Annotated in this window: 16 protein-coding genes; 11 read left to right on the forward strand and 5 right to left on the reverse strand. The window is 71.6% G+C overall.

The annotated features are described in order from the left end of the window. The first annotated feature begins 109 nt into the window (after nucleotides 1–109). The 10 genes from ACZ7C5_RS29575 (at nucleotide 110) to ACZ7C5_RS29620 (ending at nucleotide 10,147) form a co-directional block, all read left to right on the forward strand. Nucleotides 110–547, forward strand: coding sequence for a Rieske (2Fe-2S) protein (locus ACZ7C5_RS29575; protein ID WP_401089943.1), 438 nt, complete (start codon nucleotides 110–112; stop codon nucleotides 545–547). An 84-nt stretch (nucleotides 548–631) separates the two neighbouring features. Further along, nucleotides 632–2,692 (forward strand): excinuclease ABC subunit UvrC, encoded by a 2,061-nt coding sequence (gene uvrC, locus ACZ7C5_RS29580; RefSeq protein ID WP_401089945.1) that lies wholly within the window; start codon nucleotides 632–634, stop codon nucleotides 2,690–2,692. Between the two features lie 118 nt (nucleotides 2,693–2,810). Then, complete coding sequence (rapZ, locus tag ACZ7C5_RS29585) at nucleotides 2,811–3,695, forward strand: RNase adapter RapZ (protein ID WP_401089947.1); 885 nt, start codon at nucleotides 2,811–2,813, stop codon at nucleotides 3,693–3,695. A 64-nt stretch (nucleotides 3,696–3,759) separates the two neighbouring features. Next, nucleotides 3,760–4,857 (forward strand): gluconeogenesis factor YvcK family protein, encoded by a 1,098-nt coding sequence (locus ACZ7C5_RS29590; protein WP_188300557.1) that lies wholly within the window; start codon nucleotides 3,760–3,762, stop codon nucleotides 4,855–4,857. Next, the gene (whiA, locus tag ACZ7C5_RS29595; protein WP_097235854.1) at nucleotides 4,848–5,828 is read left to right on the forward strand and encodes a DNA-binding protein WhiA; all 981 of its coding nucleotides are present in this window, start codon (nucleotides 4,848–4,850) and stop codon (nucleotides 5,826–5,828) included. Before ACZ7C5_RS29590 ends, whiA begins: the two co-directional genes overlap by 10 nt. Before the next feature lie 337 nt (nucleotides 5,829–6,165). Beyond that, on the forward strand, nucleotides 6,166–7,173 hold the full coding sequence (gene gap, locus ACZ7C5_RS29600) for a type I glyceraldehyde-3-phosphate dehydrogenase (protein ID WP_188300556.1): 1,008 nt from the start codon (nucleotides 6,166–6,168) through the stop codon (nucleotides 7,171–7,173). A 154-nt stretch (nucleotides 7,174–7,327) separates the two neighbouring features. Beyond that, complete coding sequence (locus ACZ7C5_RS29605) at nucleotides 7,328–8,539, forward strand: phosphoglycerate kinase (protein ID WP_470323799.1); 1,212 nt, start codon at nucleotides 7,328–7,330, stop codon at nucleotides 8,537–8,539. Nucleotides 8,540–8,544: 5 nt separating this feature from the next. Next, nucleotides 8,545–9,330 (forward strand): triose-phosphate isomerase, encoded by a 786-nt coding sequence (tpiA, locus tag ACZ7C5_RS29610; protein ID WP_188300554.1) that lies wholly within the window; start codon nucleotides 8,545–8,547, stop codon nucleotides 9,328–9,330. Nucleotides 9,331–9,417: 87 nt separating this feature from the next. Then, the gene (gene secG, locus ACZ7C5_RS29615; protein ID WP_350521388.1) at nucleotides 9,418–9,654 is read left to right on the forward strand and encodes a preprotein translocase subunit SecG; all 237 of its coding nucleotides are present in this window, start codon (nucleotides 9,418–9,420) and stop codon (nucleotides 9,652–9,654) included. A gap of 205 nt (nucleotides 9,655–9,859) precedes the next feature. Next, a complete protein-coding gene (locus ACZ7C5_RS29620) occupies nucleotides 9,860–10,147 on the forward strand; it encodes an RNA polymerase-binding protein RbpA (protein WP_223245297.1) in 288 nt (95 codons plus the stop codon). Nucleotides 10,148–10,237: 90 nt separating this feature from the next. Here the strand turns inward: ACZ7C5_RS29620 and pgl are convergent, their stop codons facing one another. The 5 genes from pgl to tkt all read right to left on the reverse strand — a co-directional run bounded on the left by pgl (nucleotide 10,238) and on the right by tkt (nucleotide 17,069). Beyond that, nucleotides 10,238–11,026, reverse strand: a complete 789-nt coding sequence (gene pgl, locus ACZ7C5_RS29625) for a 6-phosphogluconolactonase (RefSeq protein ID WP_401089952.1) — start codon at nucleotides 11,024–11,026, stop codon at nucleotides 10,238–10,240. Further along, nucleotides 11,023–12,123 (reverse strand): glucose-6-phosphate dehydrogenase assembly protein OpcA, encoded by a 1,101-nt coding sequence (gene opcA, locus ACZ7C5_RS29630; protein ID WP_401089954.1) that lies wholly within the window; start codon nucleotides 12,121–12,123, stop codon nucleotides 11,023–11,025. Before opcA ends, pgl begins: the two co-directional genes overlap by 4 nt. Beyond that, nucleotides 12,120–13,676 (reverse strand): glucose-6-phosphate dehydrogenase, encoded by a 1,557-nt coding sequence (zwf, locus tag ACZ7C5_RS29635; protein ID WP_401090020.1) that lies wholly within the window; start codon nucleotides 13,674–13,676, stop codon nucleotides 12,120–12,122. Before zwf ends, opcA begins: the two co-directional genes overlap by 4 nt. A gap of 61 nt (nucleotides 13,677–13,737) precedes the next feature. Beyond that, nucleotides 13,738–14,880, reverse strand: coding sequence for a transaldolase (gene tal / locus ACZ7C5_RS29640; RefSeq protein WP_401089956.1), 1,143 nt, complete (start codon nucleotides 14,878–14,880; stop codon nucleotides 13,738–13,740). A gap of 89 nt (nucleotides 14,881–14,969) precedes the next feature. Further along, nucleotides 14,970–17,069 carry a transketolase gene (tkt, locus tag ACZ7C5_RS29645; protein WP_470323800.1) on the reverse strand — a complete coding sequence of 700 codons (2,100 nt, stop codon included), beginning with the start codon at nucleotides 17,067–17,069 and terminating at the stop codon, nucleotides 14,970–14,972. A 463-nt stretch (nucleotides 17,070–17,532) separates the two neighbouring features. Between tkt and ACZ7C5_RS29650 the strand changes: the two genes are divergently transcribed. Beyond that, nucleotides 17,533–18,480, forward strand: a complete 948-nt coding sequence (locus tag ACZ7C5_RS29650; protein WP_401089959.1) for a heme o synthase — start codon at nucleotides 17,533–17,535, stop codon at nucleotides 18,478–18,480. Nucleotides 18,481–18,513 lie beyond the last annotated feature (33 nt).

Genomic DNA, 18,513 nt, shown 5'->3' on the forward strand with positions numbered 1-18,513 from the left:
CCGCTCCCGACGCCCCCGCCACCGTGCGGGTGGCCAGGGAGCGGCGGGGTGCGTGCGGCATAGACTTCCGTGGTCCCTCGCAGCAGCAGCACACCGTAGGAGCACACCGATGTCCGAGGCCCCCGAGAGCAGCCCCACCGCCTCCCGCCGCACCCTGCTCTGCGGAGCCGCGGCCGTGCTGGCGGCCGGCGGCACGGTGGCGGTCACCGGATGCGGCTCCTCCGCCTCCGGCGGCAGCGGCGCCGCCAAGGGCCCGGTGGACCTCGGTCCGGCCTCGGCCGTGCCCGAGGGCGGCGGCAAGGTCTTCCGCGAGCAGAAGATCGTGGTGACCCAGCCCGCCGCCGGCCAGTACAAGGCGTTCAGCGCCAAGTGCACCCACGCCGGCTGCATCGTGGACCAGGTGAAGAACGCCCAGATCCAGTGCCCCTGCCACGGCAGCCGGTTCGCCGTCGCGGACGGCGCCGTGCAGGACGGCCCGGCCCCCTCCCCGCTGCCCGCCTACACCGTCACGGTCGAGGGCGGCAACCTCAAGGTGACCCCGAGCTGACGCAGTTGACCGCCTCCCGACCTCCACGGTCCCCCCTGACGATCTCCTCCCCGCGGCCCCGGCCCCACTCGGTACGGTGGACTCATGGCTGACCCGAGCACCTACCGCCCCGCGCCCGGTGCGATCCCGACCTCCCCCGGTGTCTACAGGTTCCGCGACGCCCACGGCCGGGTCATCTACGTCGGCAAGGCCAAGAGCCTGCGGCCGCGCCTGTCGTCCTACTTCCAGGACCTGGCGGGCCTGCACCCGCGCACCGCGACCATGGTCACCACCGCCGCCTCGGTGGAGTGGACCGTGGTCGGCACCGAGGTCGAGGCCCTCCAGCTGGAGTACTCCTGGATCAAGGAGTACGACCCCCGGTTCAACGTCAAGTACCGCGACGACAAGAGCTATCCGGAACTCGCCGTCACCCTCGACGAGGAGTACCCGAGGGTCCAGGTGATGCGCGGGGCGCACAAGAAGGGCGTGCGCTACTTCGGCCCGTACGGACACGCCTGGGCGATCCGCGAGACGGTCGACCTGCTGCTGCGCGTCTTCCCCGTCCGCACCTGCTCCAACGGCGTCTTCAAGCGCGCCCGCCAGGTCGGCCGGCCCTGCCTGCTCGGCTACATCGGCAAGTGCGCCGCGCCCTGCGTCGGCAAGGTCTCGGCGGACGAACACCGCGCGCTCGCCGAGGACTTCTGCGACTTCATGGCCGGGCGCACCGGCAACTACCTGCGCCGGCTGGAGACGGAGATGCAGGAGGCCGCGGCCGAGCTGGAGTACGAGAAGGCGGCCCGGCTGCGGGACGACATCGGCGCCCTCAAGCGCGCGATGGAGAAGAACGCCATCGTGCTCGCCGACGCCACCGACGCCGACCTGCTGGCCCTCGCCGAGGACGAACTCGAGGCCGCCGTGCAGATCTTCCACGTCCGCGGCGGCCGGGTGCGCGGCCAGCGCGGCTGGGTCACCGACAAGGTCGAGGACGTGGACACCGCCGGCCTGGTCGAGCACGCCCTCCAGCAGCTCTACGGCGGCGGCGAGTCCGTCCCGCGCGAGGTCCTCGTGCCCGCCCTGCCCGACCCGGCGGAGCCGGTGCGCGAGTGGCTCGGCGGCCTGCGCGGCAGCCAGGTCGACCTGCGCATCCCCCAGCGCGGCGACAAGAAGGACCTGATGGCCACCGTGCAGCGCAACGCCCAGCAGGCGCTGGCGCTGCACAAGACCAAGCGCGCCTCCGACCTCACCACCCGCAGCCGCGCCCTCCAGGAGATCGCCGACGCGCTGGAACTGGACTCCGTCCCGCTGCGCATCGAGTGCTACGACATCTCCCACCTCCAGGGCGAGGACGTGGTCGCCTCCATGGTCGTCTTCGAGGACGGCCTGGCCCGCAAGAGCGAGTACCGGCGCTTCCAGATCAAGGGCTTCGAGGGCCAGGACGACGTCCGCTCGATGCACGAGGTGATCAGCCGGCGCTTCCGCCGCTACCTCAGGGAGCGCGAGCAGACCGGCGAGTGGGCCGTCCCCGAGGAGGACGAGCCCGGCAGCGGTACGGACACCGGCACGGACACCGGCCCCGTCGGCCGGGACGACGAGGGCCGCCCCAAGCGCTTCGCCTACCCGCCCCAGCTGCTGGTCGTCGACGGCGGACAGCCCCAGGTCGCCGCCGCCAGACGGGCCCTGGACGAACTCGGCATCGACGACGTCGCGCTGTGCGGCCTGGCCAAGCGCCTGGAGGAGGTCTGGCTGCCCGGCGAGGACGACCCGGTGGTGCTGCCGCGCTCCAGCGAGGGCCTCTACCTGCTCCAGCGGGTCCGCGACGAGGCGCACCGCTTCGCGATCAGCTATCAGCGCAACAAGCGTTCCAAGCGACTCACCGCCGGGGAACTGGACTCCGTCCCGGGCCTCGGCGAGACTCGCCGCCAGGCGCTGCTCAAGCACTTCGGCTCGCTGAAGAAGCTCAGGGCCGCCACCATCGACGAGCTCTGCGAGGTACCCGGCATCGGACGCCGCACCGCGCAGACCGTTGCGGCGGCGTTGTCGTCCCGTACACCCGCCGCACCCGCGGTCAACACCGCGACCGGCGAGATCATCGAGGACGGGGCCGAGCAGGCCGCCGAGCCGGTGGCAGCAGCGCACCGGACCGCACCATCCCAGGAGACGCCATGACGGCCGACGCCGCCCGTCAGCCGGTGCGCCCCGGCCCCGCCCGCCTGCCCGGGCCGGGGAAGGGCGGCCGCGCCGTGCGCGTTCTCCCCAGCAGAAAGACCGAGAGCGGGGAACCGAAGTGACCGTGTCAGACGTGGCCGAGAACGCGCCGGAGCTGGTGATCATCTCCGGCATGTCCGGAGCCGGCCGCTCCACCGCCGCCAAGTGCCTTGAAGACCTCGGCTGGTTCGTGGTGGACAACCTGCCGCCGGCCCTGATCCCGACCATGGTCGACCTGGGAGCCCGGTCCCAGGGCAACGTCGCCCGGATCGGCGTGGTCGTGGACGTCCGCGGCCGGCAGTTCTTCGACGACCTGCTCACCTCGCTGGACGAGCTGGAGAAGCGCGGCGTCCGGCTGCGGGTCGTCTTCCTGGACTCCTCCGACGAGGCGCTGGTGCGCCGCTTCGAGAGCGTCCGCCGCCCGCACCCGCTCCAGGCCGACGGCCGGATCGTGGACGGCATCGCCCTGGAGCGCGACCTGCTGCGCGACCTGCGCGGCGAGGCCGACCTGGTGATCGACACCTCCAACCTCAACGTGCACCAGCTGCGCGCCAAGCTGGACGCCCAGTTCGCCGACCACGACGAGCCCGAGCTGCGCGCCACCGTGATGTCCTTCGGCTTCAAGTACGGCCTGCCGGTCGACGCCGACCTCGTGGTGGACTGCCGCTTCCTGCCCAACCCGCACTGGGTGCCCGAACTGCGCGCCCGCACCGGCACCGACGCGGACGTCGCCGACTACGTCTTCCAGCAGCCCGGAGCCAACGAGTTCCTGGACGGCTACGCCCAGCTGCTGCGCATCATCACCGAGGGATACCGACGCGAGGGGAAGCGCTACATGACGCTTGCCGTAGGCTGCACCGGTGGCAAGCACCGCAGCGTCGCCATGTCCGAGCGTCTGACCAAGCGTCTCATCGCCGACGGAGTCGAGACGGTGCTCGTCCACCGTGACATGGGACGGGAGTAACCGCCGCCTCCCTGCCGGGCCCGTCGGCGGAGCGGTCGGCGGGCCGAGGAACGCGAGGTGATGTGTGGCGGGATACGTGCCCGGGCGGCAGCCGCAGAGCAGGACCGGTGACCGGGCGTTCAGCCCGGCCCGGCCCACGGCGCCGAGCCGTCCGCGCAGTAGTCCCGCCCGGACCAATCCGGCCCCGAGGATCACCGCGCTCGGTGGCGGGCAGGGCCTGTCGGCCTCGCTGTCCGCGCTGCGCCGGCTCACCAGCGACCTCACCGCCGTGGTCACCGTCGCCGACGACGGCGGCTCCAGCGGACGGCTGCGCACCGAGCTGGGTGTGCTGCCCCCGGGCGACCTGCGCAAGGCGCTGGCCGCGCTGTGCGGGGACGACGACTGGGGCCGCACCTGGTCCGAGGTCATCCAGCAGCGCTTCACCGGCACCGGCGAACTCGGCGGCCACGCGGTCGGCAACCTGCTGATCGTCGCGCTCTGGGAGAAGCTGGGCGACCCGGTGGCGGCGCTGGACTGGGTCGGCCGGCTGCTCAACGTCCAGGGCCGGGTGCTGCCGATGTCGGCGGTGCCGCTGGACATCGAGGCGACCGTGCGCGGCCACGACCCGGCCCGCCCCGCCGAGGTCACGGCGGTGCGCGGCCAGGCCGACGTCGCGGTGACCCCGGGCACCGTGCAGTCGATCCGGCTGCTGCCGGACGGGCCGCCGGCCGTCCCCGAGGCGGTCACCGCCGTCCGGGAGGCGGACTGGGTGGTGCTCGGCCCCGGCTCCTGGTTCACCAGCGTGCTGCCGCACCTGCTGGTGCCCGAGCTGGCCCAGGCGCTCACCGGGACCCGCGCCCGCCGCCTGCTCACCCTGAACCTGGCCCCCCAGCCCGGGGAGACCGAGGGCTTCACCCCGCAGCGTCACCTGGAGGTCATCGCCGACCACGCTCCGGACCTCGCGGTGGATGCGATCCTGGTGGACGAGCGCGCCGTCACCGGCGGGGCCTTCGGCCAGGCCGACCTGGACGGCCTGGAGAAGGCCGCCGAGCGGATGGGCGCCGCTCTGGTGCTCGGCTCGGTGGCCCGCACCGACGGGACGCCGCGACACGACCCCGAGCTGTTGGCGGCAGCGTACGACCGGATTTTCCGGACACATGGAAGGATCGGGCCATGGCGATGACTCCAGCGGTGAAGGACGAGATCAGCCGGCTCCCGGTCACCCGGGCCTGCTGTCGCAAGGCGGAGGTGTCGGCGATCCTGCGGTTCGCGGGCGGACTGCACATCGTGAGCGGCCGCATCGTGATCGAGGCGGAGCTGGACACCGGGGCGGCGGCACGACGGCTGCGCAAGGACCTGCTGGAGATCTTCGGGCACTCCTCGGACCTCGTGGTGATGGCCCCCGGCGGGCTGCGTCGCGGCAGCCGCTTCGTGGTCCGGGTGGTCAAGGACGGCGAGCTGCTCGCCCGCCAGACCGGACTCGTGGACGGCCGCGGACGTCCGATCCGGGGGCTGCCGCCGGCGGTCGTCTCCGGGGCCACCTGCGACGCGGAGGCCGCCTGGCGCGGGGCCTTCCTGGCGCACGGTTCGCTCACCGAGCCGGGCCGTTCGTCCTCGCTGGAGATCACCTGCCCCGGTTCCGAGGCCGCCCTCGCCCTGGTCGGCGCCGCCCGTCGGCTCGGCATCCCGGCCAAGGCCCGCGAGGTGCGCGGCGTGGACCGGGTGGTCATCCGCGACGGCGACGCGATCGGCGCCCTGCTGACCAGGCTCGGCGCCCACGAGTCGGTGCTCGCCTGGGAGGAGCGCCGGATGCGGCGCGAGGTGCGCGCCACCGCCAACCGGCTCGCCAACTTCGACGACGCCAACCTGCGCCGCTCGGCCCGCGCCGCGGTGGCGGCCGGTGCCCGGGTGCAGCGCGCGCTGGAGATCCTCGGCGACGAGGTGCCCGAGCACCTGGCGGCGGCCGGCCAGCTGCGGATGCAGCACAAGCAGGCCTCGCTGGAGGAGCTGGGCGCGCTCGCCGATCCGCCGCTGACCAAGGACGCGGTGGCCGGCCGGATCCGCCGGCTGCTGGCGATGGCCGACAAGCGCGCCTCCGAACTCGGCCTGCCGAGCACCGAGGCCAGCCTCACCGACGAGATGGCGATGAACTGACGATCACGCTCAGTGACCGAAACGCGGCCGGTGTCCCGATGACGGGGCACCGGCCGCGGCCGTCTCCGGGGGCACCCGCGGACGGTCCTCCGGGCGGGCTTCCGGACCCGCCGACACTCCCGAATTGGTAGAGACCACTGGCCCGGGACCAACTGCCCGGCCGAGCAAGGCCGGACGGCCTGAAGTCGGCTTTCGACCGCGCCACGCCCGGTCTCAGCACGCGGCGCGATGTGCCGTCCCGTGCCCGGGAGGGGTAGGGTCATAGGCGGTCGGGGACTTCCCAAATCTCATCCCCGTCGGGGCTCCGCCCCGGCGTACCTAACGAGGAGATCGGTTCGTGACGATCCGGGTAGGCATCAACGGCTTCGGCCGCATCGGCCGCAACTTCTTCCGCGCGGTCAAGGCTCAGGGCGCGGACATCGAGGTCGTCGGTGTCAACGACCTCACCGACACGAAGACCCTGGCTCACCTGCTCAAGTACGACACCACCCTGGGTACCTTCCCGGGCGAGGTCTCGCACACCGAGGACAGCATCACCGTCGACGGCCACACCTTCAAGGTGACCGCCGAGCGTGACCCCGCGAACCTTCCGTGGGCCGCCCTGGGCGCCGACATCGTCGTCGAGTCCACCGGCATCTTCACCAAGGCCGAGGCCGCGAAGAAGCACCTCGCCGCCGGCGCGAAGAAGGTCATCATCTCGGCGCCCGCCAGCGACGAGGACGTCACCATCGTGCTGGGCGTCAACGACGAGAAGTACGACGCGGCCAACCACCACATCATCTCCAACGCCTCCTGCACCACCAACTGTGTGGCGCCGATGGCCAAGGTGCTGAACGAGAGCTTCGGCATCGTCAAGGGTCTGATGACCACCGTCCACGCGTTCACCAACGACCAGGTGACCCTGGACTTCCCGCACAAGGACCTGCGCCGTGCTCGTGCGGCCTCGCAGAACATCATCCCGACCTCGACCGGTGCCGCCAAGGCGACCGCCCTGGTCCTGCCGGAGCTGAAGGGCAAGCTGGACGGCACCTCGCTGCGCGTCCCGGTCCCGACCGGCTCCATCACCGACCTGGTCGTCACCCTGGAGCGCGAGGTCACCAAGGACGAGGTCAACGCGGCCTTCCAGAAGGCCGCTCAGGAGGGCCCGCTCAAGGGCATCCTGGCCTACACCGAGGACCCGATCGTCTCCTCGGACATCGTCAACGACCCGGCGTCCTGCATCTTCGACAGCCAGCTCACCATGGTCCAGGGCAACCAGGTCAAGGTGCTCGGCTGGTACGACAACGAGTGGGGCTACTCGAACCGCGTGGTCGACCTGGTCACCCTCGTCGGTGGGCGGCTCTGACCTCGCGGGAGCTGACGTGATGTAGGGACGAGGGCCCGGCCGGCGTACGGTGCCGACCGGGCCCTCGTTCCGCGCTCAAGGACTTCTCAGGCGGCCCCTGCGCCGTGCCGCCTCACTGCGCATCAACCATCTCCCCAGGAGAATCCGAATCCCCGTGAAGACCATCGAAGAGCTCCTCGAAGCCGGTGTCGAAGGCAAGCGCGTCTTCGTGCGCGCCGACCTGAACGTGCCGCTGGACGGCAGCACGATCACCGACGACGGCCGCATCCGCGCCGTCGCGCCGACCATCGCCAAGCTGGCCGCGGCCGGCGCGAAGGTGGTCGTCGCCTCGCACCTCGGCCGCCCCAAGGGCGCCCCGGACCCGCGGTTCTCGCTCGCCCCGGCGGCCGAGCGCCTCGGCGAGATCCTCGGCAGGAACGTCGCCTTCGCCACCGACACCGTCGGTGACAGCGCCAGGGCCACCGTCGCCGCGCTGGCGAACGGCGAGGTCGCGCTGCTGGAGAACCTGCGCTTCAACGCGGGCGAGACCAGCAAGGACGACGCCGAGCGCAAGGCCTTCGCCGAGCAGCTGGCCGCGCTGGCCGACCTGTACGTGGGCGACGGCTTCGGCGCCGTGCACCGCAAGCACGCCTCGGTCTACGACCTGCCGGCCCTGCTGCCGCACGCCGCGGGCGACCTGATCGCCACCGAGGTCGGCGTGCTGAAGAAGCTCACCGAGGACGTCGCCCGTCCGTACGTGGTGGTGCTCGGCGGCGCCAAGGTCTCCGACAAGCTCGGTGTGATCGACAACCTGCTGGAGAAGGCCGACCGGATCCTGATCGGCGGCGGCATGGCGTACACCTTCCTCAAGGCCAAGGGCCACGAGGTCGGCATCTCGCTGCTCCAGGAGGACCAGGTCCCGACCGTCCAGGAGTACCTGGCCCGGGCCGAGCAGCGCGGCGTCGAGTTCGTGCTGCCGACGGACGTCCTGGTCTCCACGGAGTTCCCGGACCTCAAGACCAAGGCTCCGGCCGACTTCTCGACCGTCGCCGCCGACGCCATCCCGGCCGACCAGGAGGGCCTGGACATCGGCCCGAAGACCCGCGAGCTGTACGCGGCCAAGCTGGCCGACGCCGGCACGGTGTTCTGGAACGGCCCGATGGGCGTCTTCGAGCACCCGGACTACGCGGGCGGCACCAGCGCCGTCGCGAAGGCCCTGCTCGACAGCGACGCGTTCACCGTCGTCGGCGGCGGCGACTCCGCCGCGGCCGTCCGCATCCTGGGCTTCGACGAGAACGCCTTCGGACACATCTCGACCGGCGGCGGTGCCAGCCTCGAATACCTGGAGGGCAAGACCCTCCCCGGACTCGCCGCTCTGGAGGACTGAAACACATGACCGACCGTCTCCCGCTGATGGCGGGCAACTGGAAGATGAACCTCAACCACCTCGAGGCCATCCAGCACACCCAGAAGCTGGCGTTCGCGCTGGCCGACAAGGACTACGAGGCCGTCGAGGTCGCCGTCCTGGTGCCGTTCACCGACCTGCGCTCGGTGCAGACCCTGGTCTCCGGCGACAAGCTGAAGATCAAGTACGGCTCGCAGGACATCTCGCAGCACGACGGCGGGGCCTACACCGGCGAGGTCTCGGGACCGATGCTGGCCAAGCTCCAGTGCACCTACGCGGTGATCGGGCACTCCGAGCGCCGCCAGTACCACGGTGAGGACGAGGAGATCGTCAACGCCAAGGTGAAGGCCGCCTACCGCGCCGGGGTCACCCCGATCCTGTGCGTCGGTGAGCCGCTGGAGATCCGCAAGGCGGGCACCCACGTCGAGCACACCCTGGCGCAGCTGGACGGCGGCCTGGACGGCGTCCCGGCTCACCAGGCCGAGTCGATCGTGGTCGCCTACGAGCCGGTCTGGGCGATCGGCACCGGCGAGGTGGCCACCCCGGAGGACGCGCAGGAGGTCTGCGCCGCCATCCGAGCCCGGATCGCCGAGCTGTACGACGCCGAGCTGGCCGGCAAGGTCCGCGTGCTGTACGGCGGTTCGGTGAAGTCGTCGAGCGCGGCCGGTCTGATGGCCAAGCCCGACATCGACGGCGGCCTGGTCGGCGGTGCCTCGCTGGACGCCGACGAGTTCGTCAAGATCGTGCGCTACCGTGAGCAGGCAGTAGGCTAACGCCGCCGCCGCAACGTACGCTTTGGGGCCGGACCGCCGTACGCGGCCCGGCCCCTTCGCCGAAGATACGAGAGAGTTGGTCCCGTCGTGGTTCTCGGGTTCTCGATTGCCCTGATCATCTTCAGTCTGCTGATGATCCTGCTGGTGCTGCTGCACAAGGGGAAGGGCGGCGGCCTGTCCGACATGTTCGGCGGTGGCGCGATGTCCACCGGCGGCGGCTCGGCGGTGGCCGAGCGCAACCTGGACCGCATCACCATCGTGGTCGGCCTGGGCTGGTTCGCCAGCATCATCGTCCTGGGCCTGGTGCTGAAGTACCAGAGCTGACGTATCCCTGACGCCCCGTCGCCCGAGCGCCTATCCTGGGACGGTCGGGTGCGGAGGCGATGGTGGCGGATGCTTAACACCTGCTTACACTAGGACGACTTTCGCCACCGACGCGCACCGCGGCGGGTCGGCGCACCAGTACGCAGGGAGTCAGACCGTGGCAAGTGGCAATGCCATCCGTGGCAGCAGGGTCGGGGCCGGCCCGATGGGCGAGGCGGAGCGCGGCGAGTCCGCTCCGCGCAACCGGATCTCCTTCTGGTGCGCGAACAAGCACGAGACCCGTCCCAGCTTCGCCGCCGAGGCGGCGATCCCGGAGACGTGGGACTGCCCGCGCTGTGGCTTCCCGGCCGGGCAGGACCAGCACAACCCGCCGGCGCCCTCGCGCAACGAGCCGTACAAGACCCACCTCGCCTACGTGCGTGAGCGGCGCACCGACGCCGACGGCGAGGCGATCCTGGCCGAGGCGCTGGCGAAGCTCCGCGGTGAGATCTGAGCGGAAGGGTCCCGGGCCCGCCCCGGCAGAACAGCGAGAAGGGCGCCACCGTCGAGTGACGGTGGCGCCCTTCGGCGCTGCCGGGGCCGGTCAGGCCGAGGCCGGCGGGTAGAGCTGCGGCGGGATCCGCTCCGCGGCGGCGCGGTCCAGCAGCCACAGGGTGCGGCTGAGGCCGTACGCGCCGGAGGCGGGCGCCTGGATCTCGCCGGGGCCGGACAGGGCCAGCGCGACCGCGCCCGCCTTGTCCTCGCCGGCGGCCAGCAGCCAGACCTCGCGGGCCGAGCGGATCGCCGGGAGGGTGAGCGAGATCCGGGTCGGCGGGGGCTTGGGGGCCCCGCGCACGCCGACCACGGTCAGCTCGGTCTCCCGCACGCCCGGGTGCTCGGGGAAGAGCGAGGCGACGTGGGTGTCCGGGCCGACGCCGAGCAGCAGCACGTCGAAGGCCGGGACGCCGTTGCGCTCGCCCGGGCCGGCCGCCTCCGCCAGCTCCTCGGCGTAGCGGGCCGCGGCGGCCTCCACGCCCGAGCCGTCCACCCCGTCCGCGGCGGGCATCTCGTGCACCCGCGCCGGGTCGAGCGGGACGGCGTCCAGCAGTTCGGCGCGGGCCTGGACGGCGTTGCGGTCCGGGTCGGCGGCGGGCACGAAGCGCTCGTCGCCCCACCAGAGGTCCAGCCGGCCCCAGTCGACCGCGTCGCGCGCCGGGGAGGCGGCGATCGCGGCCAGCAGGGCGTTGCCGTTGCGGCCGCCGGTGAGCACCACCGAGGCGATGCCGCGGGCGGCCTGGGCGTCCACGATCCGGGTGATCAGCCGGGCCGCCGCGGCCTGGGCCATCAGCTCCTTGTCCCGGTGGACGACCAGCTGCGGGGTCGCGTTGGTCATGCGCCTTCCTTGCCGGTGCGCTTGGCCGCGGCCTTCCTGGCGGGCTTCTTCACGCCCGCCTCGGCGGTCACCCGGTCCGGGTTGGCCACGGCCGCCTCGGCGGCTTCCTCGACGGCCTCCTCGGCGACCTCCCGGGCGATCTTCTCGGCCGCCGCGGTCTCGTCGTTGACCGGCTCGTGCAGCCGGTCGACGGGCGTGCGCACCGCCGTCGCGTAGATGTCGTCCGGGTCCAGCCGGCGCAGCTCCTCGGCGATCAGCTCCGAGGTCTCGCGCCGCTTGAGCGCCACCTGGCGGTCCGGCGAGCCGGGCATGGACAGGGTGCCCATCAGGCCGTCCGGGCGGTCCAGGGTGATGTCCCCGTCCTTGGTGCGCAGGTGCACCGCGGTGATGCCGGGGCCGCCGGTGACGACCCGCTCGACCGGCACCTGGAGCCGGTTGGTCAGCCAGAGGCCGAGCAGCTCGACGCTGGGGTTGTAGGACTCGCCCTCGACCGCCGCGGAGACGACCGTGGACGGCCGCTGGTCCAGCGCGGCGGCCAGCATCGAGCGCCAGCCGGTGATCCGGGTCCAGGCCAGGTCGGTGTCGCCGGGGGAGTAGCTCTGGGCGCGCTGGGCGAGCTGGCCCACCGGGGACTCGGCGGTGACGGCGTCGGTGATCCGGCGCTGGGCGAGCGAGCCCAGCGGGTCCTGCGCCGGGTGCAGCGGCGCCTTGTCCGGCCACCAGACGACGGTCGGGGCGTCCGGCAGCAGCAGCGGCAGGACCACCGACTGGGCGTGCGCGGCGAGTTCGCCGTGCATCCGCAGGACAACCGTTTCGCCGGACCCGGCGTCCGAGCCGACCAGGATCTCGGCGTCCAGCCGGGTCTCGGCGCGGGCCCGGGGCGAGCGTCCGGCGCGCTTGATCACCGCGAGGGTGCGCATCGGGTGCTCGCGGGAGGCGTCGTTGGCGGCCTTGAGGGCGTCGTAGGCGCTGCCCTCGTCGGTCACGATCACCAGGGTGAGCACCATGCCGGCGGCGCCGGAGCCCCGGGCCCGGCGGGCCTCCATGAGCGCGCCGTTGATCTTGCTGGACGTCGTGTTGGTGAGGTCGATCTTCATGGGCGGCGCCAGCTCCTGCCGTCTCGTGCGAGCATCTCGTCCGCCTCGACCGGGCCCCAGGTCCCCGCCGCGTACTGGGCGGGCTTGCCGTGGGTGTCCCAGTACTTCTCGATCGGGTCGAGGATCTGCCAGGAGAGTTCGACCTCCTGGTGACGCGGGAACAGGTTGGCGTCGCCGAGCAGCACGTCGAGGATGAGCCGCTCGTACGCCTCCGGGCTGGACTCGGTGAAGGACTCGCCGTAGGCGAAGTCCATCGTGACGTCCCGGACCTCGAAGGAGGTGCCCGGCACCTTGGAGCCGAACCGCACCGTCACGCCCTCGTCCGGCTGGACCCGGATGACCAGGGCGTTCTGCCCCAGCTCCTCGGTCGCGTAGGAGTCGAAGGGCAGGTACGGGGCACGCTGGAAGACGACCGCGATCTCGGTGACCCGGCGGCCCAGGCGCTTGCCGGTGCGCAGGTAGAACGGGACGCCCGCCCAGCGGCGGTTGTTGATCTCCAGCTTGATGGCCGCGTAGGTGTCGGTCTTGGAGGCGGGGTCGATCCCGTCCTCGTCCAGGTAGCCGACGACCTCCTCGCCGCCCTGCCAGCCGGTGGCGTACTGGCCGCGCACGGTGTGCCGGCCGAGGTCGGCCGGGAGCTTGACGGCGCTGAGCACCTTGAGCTTCTCGGCCACCAGCGCCTTCGGGTGGAAGGAGGCGGGCTCCTCGATGGCGGTGAGCGCCATCAGCTGGAGCAGGTGGTTCTGGATGACGTCACGGGCGGAGCCGATGCCGTCGTAGTAGCCGGCCCGGCCGCCGATGCCGATGTCCTCGGCCATCGTGATCTGCACGTGGTCGACGTACGACCGGTTCCAGATCGGCTCGAACATCTGGTTGGCGAAGCGCAGCGCCAGGATGTTCTGGACCGTCTCCTTGCCCAGGTAGTGGTCGATCCGGAAGACCTCGTCCCGGGGGAAGACCTCGTGGACGACCTTGTTGAGCTCCTGAGCGCTCTCCAGGTCGTGACCGAAGGGCTTCTCGATGACGGCGCGGCGCCAGGACCCCTGCGGGGGGTCGGCCAGGCCGTGCTTCTTGAGCTGCTGGACGACCGTCGGGAAGAACTTCGGCGGGACGGACAGGTAGAAGGCGAAGTTGCCGCCGGTGCCCTGGGCCTTGTCCAGCTCCTCGATGGTGGCGCGCAGCTTGTCGAAGGCGTCGTCGTCGTCGAAGGTTCCGTGGACGAACCGCATGCCCTTGGCGAGTTGCTGCCAGACCTCCTCCCGGAAGGGAGTGCGGGCGTGGTCCCGGACGGCGTCGTGGACCTCCTTGGCGAAGTCCTCGTCGTCCCACTCGCGGCGGGCGAAGCCGACGAGGGAGAAGCCCGGCGGAAGCAGACCGCGGTTGGCCAGGTCGTAGATGGCCGGCATCAGCTTCTTGCGGGACAGGTCGCCGGTGACCCCGAAGATGACCAGACCGGACGGCCCCGCGATGCGCGGGAGCCGTCGGTCGGAGGGGTCACGGAGCGGGTTGACGGGGGCGGGCGGGAGGTCGTCCGCGTCCGACTCCGGCGTCAGCTCGGGGAAATCAGTGCTCACTTGATGGGCTCCGCTTTCGTGCGCTGGCTGTGAGCAGGGGTCACTTCTCGTCGGCGAAGGAGGCGAGCGAGGCGGTGACGGTGTCGAGCAGCTCGTTCCAGGACTGCTCGAACTTCTCGACGCCCTCGTCCTCCAGGAGCTGGACGACGTCGTCGTAGTCCACGCCGGCGGCGGCGATCGCGTCCAGCACGGCCTTGGCGTCGGCGTAGTTGGGGACGATGGTGTTGCCGGTGACCACGCCGTGGTCGGCGGTGGCGTCCAGGGTGGCCTCGGGCATCGTGTTGACGGTGCCGGGGGCGACCAGCTCGGTGACGTACAGGGTGTCCGGCAGGGCCGGGTCCTTGACGCCGGTGGAGGCCCACAGCGGGCGCTGCGGCTTGGCGCCGGCGGCCTCCAGGGCGAGCCAGCGGGAGCTGCCCGCGGTCCTGCCGTCGACGCTGCCGAAGACCTCCTCGTACGCCTGGTAGGCGAGGCGGGCGTTGGCCAGCGCGGCCTTGGAGCGCAGGTCCCTGGCCCCGCCGCCGATCTTGTCCAGGCGCTTGTCGATCTCGCTGTCCACGCGGGAGACGAAGAAGGAGGCGACCGACTCGATCTGCGAGAGGTCCAGGCCCTTGGCCTTGGCGGCCTCCAGGCCGGTCAGGTAGGCGTCGATGACGGCCTTGTAGCGCTCCAGCGAGAAGATCAGCGTGACGTTGACGCTGATGCCCCGGCCGATGACCTCGCCGATCGCGGGCAGGCCGGCCTTGGTGGCGGGGATCTTGATGAAGACGTTCGGGCGGTCGACCAGCCACCACAGCTGCTTGGCCTCGGCCACGGTGGCGGCGGTCTCGTGCGCCAGGCGCGGGTCGACCTCGATGGAGACCCGGCCGTCGCGGCCGTTGGAGGCGTCGTAGACCGGGCGCAGCACGTCGGCCGCGTCGCGCACGTCCGAGGTGGTGATCATGCGGATCGCCTCGTCGGTGGTGACCTTGCGGACGGCGAGGTCGCGCAGCTGGCCGTCGTAGGAGTCGTCGCCGGCGCCGGCGATGGCCTTCTGGAAGATGGTCGGGTTGGTGGTGACGCCCACCACGTGCTTGTTCTGCACCAGTTCGGCCAGGTTGCCGGAGTTCAGCCGGGTGCGGCTGAGGTCGTCCAGCCAGATCGCAACGCCTTCGTCGCTGAGGCGCTTCAGTGCGTCAGTCATGGTGCTTCAGTCCCTTGTTCTTCTGCTTCGTGGGGTAGTCGAAGGGGCCGGGGCGCCGATGTGCGGTCGGCGGCCCCGGCCGGGTGCCGCTAGCGGTTGACGGCTTCGAGGGAGCGCAGGGCGTTGTGGGCCTCGGCCACCACGCGCTCGGCGGTGATGCCGAACTCCTCGAAGAGCACCTTGTAGTCGGCGGAGGCACCGAAGTGCTCCAGCGAGACGATCCGGCCGTGGTCGCCGACCAGTTCGCGCCAGCCCTGGGCGATGCCGGCCTCGACCGACACCCGGGCCTTGACCGACGGCGGCAGCACGCTGTCGCGGTAGGCCTGGTCCTGCTCCTGGAACCACTCGAAGGACGGCAGCGAGACCACGCGGGTGGCGATGCCCTCGGCCTCCAGCACCTCGCGGGCCCGGACGGCCAGCTGGACCTCGGAGCCGGTGCCGAGCAGGATCAGCTGCGGGTCGCCGGTGGAGGCCTCGGCCAGGATGTAGCCGCCCTTCGCGGTGCCCTCGGCGGAGCCGAAGACCTCGCGGTCGAAGGTCGGGACGCCCTGACGGGTCAGGGCCAGGCCGACCGGGCCGGGGTGGCTGGTCTGGCGCTCGATGACGGTGCGCCAGGCGACGGCGGTCTCGTTGGCGTCGGCCGGGCGGACCATGGACAGGCCGGGGATGGCGCGCAGCGACGCCATGTGCTCGACCGGCTGGTGGGTCGGGCCGTCCTCGCCGAGGCCGATCGAGTCGTGCGTCCACACGTAGGTGACCGGCAGCTTCATCAGCGCGGCCAGGCGGACGGCCGGGCGCATGTAGTCGGCGAACACCAGGAAGGTGCCGCCGTACACCCGGGTCCCGCCGTGCAGGGCGATGCCGTTCATGGTCGAGCCCATGGCGTGCTCGCGGATGCCGAAGTGGATCGTGCGGCCGTACGGGCTCGCAGACTTCAGCGGGTTGCCCTCGGGGAGGAAGGAGCTGTCCTCGTCGATGGTGGTGAGGTTCGACTCCGCGAGGTCGGCCGAGCCGCCCCACAGCTCGGGGATCACCGCGCCGAGCGCCTTGAGGGTGTCGCCGGAGGCCTTGCGGGTGGCGACGTCCTTGCCGGCCGGGAAGGCGGGAACGGCCTTCTTCCAGCCCTCGGGCAGCTCGCCGGCCCGGATCCGGTCGAACTCGGCGGCGCGCTGCGGGGCGGCGGCGCGCCAGGCGTCGAAGCCCTGCTGCCACTGGTCGCGGGCGGCCTTGCCGCGCTTGATGACCAGCCGGGCGTGCTCGATGACCTGGTCACTGACCTCGAAGGTCTTCTCCGGGTCGAAGCCCAGGACCTTCTTGGTGGCGGCGATCTCGGCGGCGCCGAGCGCGGAGCCGTGCGCCTTGGCGGTGTTCTGGGCGTCCGGGGCCGGCCAGGCGATGATCGTGCGCATCGAGATGATCGACGGGCGGGCGGTCTCGGCCTTGGCCGCGGCCAGCGCCTCGGCCAGGGCGGCCACGTCGATGTCGCCGTTGGACTTCGGGGTCACCCGCTGGACGTGCCAGCCGTACGCCTCGTAGCGCTTGAGGACGTCCTCGGAGAAGGCGGTCTCGGTGTCGCCCTCGATCGAGATGTGGTTGTCGTCGTAGAGGGCGACCAGGTTGCCCAGCTTCTGGTGGCCGGCCAGCGACGATGCCTCGGCGGAGATGCCCTCCTCCAGGTCGCCGTCGGAGACGATGGCCCAGATGGTGTGGTCGAAGGGAGACTCGCCGGCCGGGGCCTCCGGGTCGAACAGGCCGCGCTCGTAGCGGGCGGCCATCGCCATGCCGACCGCGTTGGCGATGCCCTGGCCGAGCGGCCCGGTGGTGGTCTCCACGCCGGCGGTGTGGCCGTGCTCGGGGTGGCCGGGGGTGCGGCTGCCGCCGACCCGGAAGGCCTTGAGGTCGTCCAGCTCCAGGCCGTAGCCGGAGAAGTAGAGCTGGGTGTAGAGCGTCAGGCTGGTGTGCCCGGGGGAGAGGACGAAGCGGTCGCGTCCGACCCAGGACGGGTCCGTCGGGTCGTGGCGCAGGAACCGCTGGAAGATCAGGTACGCCGCCGGGGCCAGCGACATGGCCGTCCCGGGGTGTCCGTTGCCGACCTTCTGGACGGCGTCCATGGCCAGGACCCGCGCAGTGTCAACCGTGCGCTCATCCAGATCGGTCCACTCGAATGCGTTCGTCGGCGCAGTGCTCACCCTGTCTCAGGGCTCCTTCCGTTGTGAAGAGTGACCCCGTGAATGGGGACCGGGTCGGCCACGGCGCTGTGGTCCCGACGCTGGGTGGTGCCGGTCACGGAGGGTAGATCCCGCTTCTGCGTGCGAGCCTACCGTCCGGGCCGCGGCTCACCCTCCGTGCTGAGACAACCGGCATTTCCGCAGGGTGATTCCCGCTAGGGCTGTCTGGCCGCTTTTGTCCAGACTCTCCCGATTTGCGGCATCGCGCCGCTCCGGTGGCCAGGACGGGCTAGCCGGGCCCGGCCGGAGCCGTTCGGGGCCTCGTCCGACCCGGTTCACCCGGGGGTGTGCGTTCCGCCTCGCCGGGGGACCCCGGAGCCGGATGGGATATATGGAACGTCTATGGTGTCGTGGTACGCGCAGAGCGGACGATTCGGGACCCTTCGTTCCTGTGGACGCCTGCGAGGATTCATCTTCAGTTGGGGTGTTAGTGACCGCCGTCGAAACCCGTCCCGCCGGGGTCACCGGGGCGACTCCTGCGCACCGGCCGCTCGGGGCCCGTGTCGGCGCGTTCGTCGCACTGACCAAGCCGCGGATCATCGAGCTGCTGCTGATGAGCACCGTGCCGGTGATGTTCCTGGCCCAGCAGGGCGTGCCGAACATGCTGCTGGTGCTGAAGGTCGTCGTCGGCGGCTACCTCTCGGCGGGCGGCGCCAACGCCCTCAACATGTACATCGACCGGGACATCGACGCGGTCATGTCGCGCACCGAGCGCCGGCCGATCGTCACCGGGATGGTGTCGCCGCGCGAGGCGCTGGTGTTCGGCATCGTGCTCGCGGTCGTCTCGACCCTGCTGCTGGGCTTCGGGGTCAACTGGCTGTCCGCCTGGCTGGCGCTGGGCGCGCTGCTGTTCTACGTGTTCGTCTACACGCTGGGGCTCAAGCGGCGCACCTCGCAGAACATCGTCTGGGGCGGCATCGCCGGCTGCATGCCGGTGCTGGTCGGCTGGTCCTCGGTGACCAACACGGTGTCCTGGGCCGCGGTGCTGCTGTTCCTGGTGGTGTTCTTCTGGACGCCGCCGCACACCTGGGTGCTGTCGATGAAGGTCCGCGACGACTACGAGCGGGCCGGCGTGCCGATGCTGCCGGTGGTCAAGGGCAACGTGGCGGTCGGCAAGCAGGTCGTCATCTACTCCTGGGTGATGGTGGCGGTCTCGCTGGCGCTCTGGCCGGTGGGGCACATGAGCTGGCTGTACCCCGTCGCCGCGGTGCTGCTCGGCGGGTTCTGGCTGCGCGAGGCGCACGCGCTGTACGGGCGGGCCAAGGCGGGCATCGTGGGCGCGAAGCTCAAGGAGATGCGGCTGTTCCACTGGTCGATCACCTACCTGTCGCTGCTGATGGTGGTCTGCGCGGTCGACCCGTTCGTCAAGTAGAGGCTTACGCGAAGAGCCCCGGTCCAGGCGGAC

The sequence above is a fragment of the Kitasatospora sp. NPDC036993 genome (assembly GCF_055607525.1).

Excerpts from the sequence above, each read along its gene's own strand:
- ACZ7C5_RS29575 (WP_401089943.1), top strand. The coding sequence starts at position 110 with ATGTCCGAGGCCCCCGAGAGCAGCCCCACCGCCTCCCGCCGCACCCTG.
- pgl (WP_401089952.1), bottom strand. The coding sequence starts at position 11,026 with ATGACCAACGCGACCCCGCAGCTGGTCGTCCACCGGGACAAGGAGCTG.
- ACZ7C5_RS29620 (WP_223245297.1), top strand. The coding sequence starts at position 9,860 with ATGGGCGAGGCGGAGCGCGGCGAGTCCGCTCCGCGCAACCGGATCTCC.
- tal (WP_401089956.1), bottom strand. The coding sequence starts at position 14,880 with ATGACTGACGCACTGAAGCGCCTCAGCGACGAAGGCGTTGCGATCTGG.
- uvrC (WP_401089945.1), top strand. The coding sequence starts at position 632 with ATGGCTGACCCGAGCACCTACCGCCCCGCGCCCGGTGCGATCCCGACC.
- whiA (WP_097235854.1), top strand. The coding sequence starts at position 4,848 with ATGGCGATGACTCCAGCGGTGAAGGACGAGATCAGCCGGCTCCCGGTC.
- tpiA (WP_188300554.1), top strand. The coding sequence starts at position 8,545 with ATGACCGACCGTCTCCCGCTGATGGCGGGCAACTGGAAGATGAACCTC.
- opcA (WP_401089954.1), bottom strand. The coding sequence starts at position 12,123 with ATGAAGATCGACCTCACCAACACGACGTCCAGCAAGATCAACGGCGCG.